Annotated in this window: 3 protein-coding genes; all 3 read left to right on the forward strand. The window is 55.5% G+C overall.

Going from position 1 to position 2,318, the window contains the following annotated elements; translation table 11 throughout:
- Nucleotides 1-612, forward strand: a 612-nt coding sequence (gene ehuC, locus EOA24_RS34725) for an ectoine/hydroxyectoine ABC transporter permease subunit EhuC (RefSeq protein WP_127410633.1), incomplete at its 5' end; no start/stop codon positions are given.
- 1 nt (nucleotide 613) lies between these two features.
- On the forward strand, nucleotides 614-1,297 hold the full coding sequence (gene ehuD, locus EOA24_RS34730) for an ectoine/hydroxyectoine ABC transporter permease subunit EhuD (protein ID WP_127410634.1): 684 nt from the start codon (nucleotides 614-616) through the stop codon (nucleotides 1,295-1,297).
- 135 nt (nucleotides 1,298-1,432) lie between these two features.
- A partial coding sequence (locus EOA24_RS34735; protein ID WP_133374783.1) for a Xaa-Pro peptidase family protein occupies nucleotides 1,433-2,318 on the forward strand: 886 nt, incomplete at its 3' end.

Raw genomic sequence — 2,318 nt, forward strand, 5'->3', positions numbered from 1 at the left:
ATCTTAACCGTAGAGCTCACGCTTATGGGGGGACTCTTGGCGCTCGTCGTGGCATTCGTGGTGGGTTTTGCACGCCTCGCGAACACTGTCTGGCTTCGGTTGCCGGCCAGGGTCTTCATGGAATTTTTCAGGGGGAGCTCGATGCTTGTCCAGCTGTTCTGGACCTATTTCGTGCTGCCTTTGGCGGGGGTGTCGCTGACGCCGCTTCAAGCAGGGGTGCTCATCCTGGGTCTCAATTCTGGTGCCTACATGTCGGAAATTGTCCGCGGCGCCATGCTGGCATTGCCGCGTGAGCAGTTCGAGGCATGTATCGCGTTAAACCTGGGACGTTGGGAGCGGCTTGGATATGTGCTCTTGCCTCAAGCCTTGCGGCTGATGATCCCACCTTTCTCGAATAGCGCTGTTGAACTGCTGAAATCAACCTCCGTCGTATCATTGATCTCGCTTTCGGACATGACTTTCCGTGCGCAGACAGTGCGCGCGCAAACGGGCGACGCGTCTGTACCGTTCACCACCATCCTGATCGTCTACTTTGTGCTGTCGACGATCCTGGCGTCGCTTTTGAGCTCCGTCGGACGACGACTCCGGCCCACTACAGGAGGAAGGACCTAACATGGAATGGGATTGGTCCTTTGCGCTGCAGATTGTCCCGCTGCTGGCACAGGGCGTGAAGATAACGGTATACGCCAGCCTTTTGGCGTCCGCGCTCGCAATGCTAGCTGGGTTGGGGATTGCAATTCTGCGGCGCTCTGCCAGCCCCGTCATGGGGTCGGTCGTTCGGTTTGGGATCGGCTTTGTGCGAGGCACTCCACTTCTGGTGCAGCTTTACTTCACGTTTTACGTCCTACCCGATGTCGGTATTTACCTAAGCCCTCTGGCAGCGGGAGTGATTACGCTAGGCATGCACTATTCGAGCTATACGTCCGAGGTGTACCGGGCCGGTATCGACAATATTGATCGGGGCCTCTGGGAAGCGGCAAAAGCTCTGAACCTGACCCGGCTACAGACCTGGCGGTACATTATCCTGCCGCTGGCGGTGCCCCCGATGTTGCCCGCGCTCGGCAACTACATTGTTGCGATGTTCAAGGAAACACCACTGCTCTCGGTGATTACCGTAATTGAATTGATGGGCGAGGCACGCATCATCGCCAACATACACTATCGATACCTCGAGCCGATGACCATGGTAGGGCTATTTTTTATAGCGGTCAGCGTACCCTCTGTCATCGCCCTCCAATATATCGAGAAGCACTACGGAGTGGCGCAGAGACGCCACCGCAATATGCAGATCTTCTGAAAGTAACTTATAGGTTATTCTTGTGATAATATATATTACACACAGCAAAGGCTCCTATTGTGAGTTAGTAACTTGCCGATCGAGCATTAGGTTAGGTTGTGTGTTACATCGAACTGAATCCCGAGGAGGCAGCAGATGACGATATACAGAGGCCCGCAGGCATTCCCACGAACAGAATATTTAGGCAGGCTCGCCGCAGTAAAAAAAGAGATGTCACAGCGCGACCTCGACGCGCTTGTCGTTACCTCCGCCAGCGACATTACCTATCTAACAGGCTATACGGCACTGTCAGGTTACGTGCCACAAGGTCTCGTGGTGCTGATCGCAGAGGAAGAACCGACGTTCGTTCTGCGCCGTATGGATGCTCCGGCGGCCATCTATGAGACTTTCCTCGATCGAATAAAGATCATCGGCTATCCGGAGGCGCTTATCGGTAATCCTGATACAGACGGCTACGATACAATAATCGACTTTTTGCTAGAGTCCGGCCTTGGAAACCGCGGAATAGGGGTCGAAGTCAGTACGCTGTTTTTTCAAACGACGGAGAAATTCAAGAGGCGGTTGCCAAAGGCCAGGATAGTCGACTGCACTCACGCAGTTGCCTGGATACGGCTCGTCAAGTCCGATCGTGAGATCGAAATTATGCGCGAAGCGGCTGCGATTTCCGATGCAGCGATTCTGCGCGCGGCCGAGGTGATACGACCAGGGGTGAGGGAGGCTGACGCGATCGCCGAAATTCTGGGCACGCTGGCGCGCGGAGCCAATGGCAAGCCCGGAACAATGATCCAACAGATTGGTTTGTGCTCCTCGCCGCGCACAGGCACCTGTCACATCCCGTGGAGTGAGGACGTTTTTCGGGATGGCTCGCAGATCAACCTTGAACTTGGCGGTGTGCGCTACGGCTATTGTGCCGGCATAATGCGGACATTTTCGATTGGCGCGCCATCTGACCGACTGCGCCGCATCCACGATGCGGAGGTTGCTGGGCTTGGGGCCGCGCTTGAGACGATCCGGCCAGGAT

The organism is Mesorhizobium sp. M2A.F.Ca.ET.039.01.1.1 (genome assembly GCF_003998035.1).
In the GTDB taxonomy this organism is placed as follows: Bacteria; Pseudomonadota; Alphaproteobacteria; order Rhizobiales; family Rhizobiaceae; genus Mesorhizobium.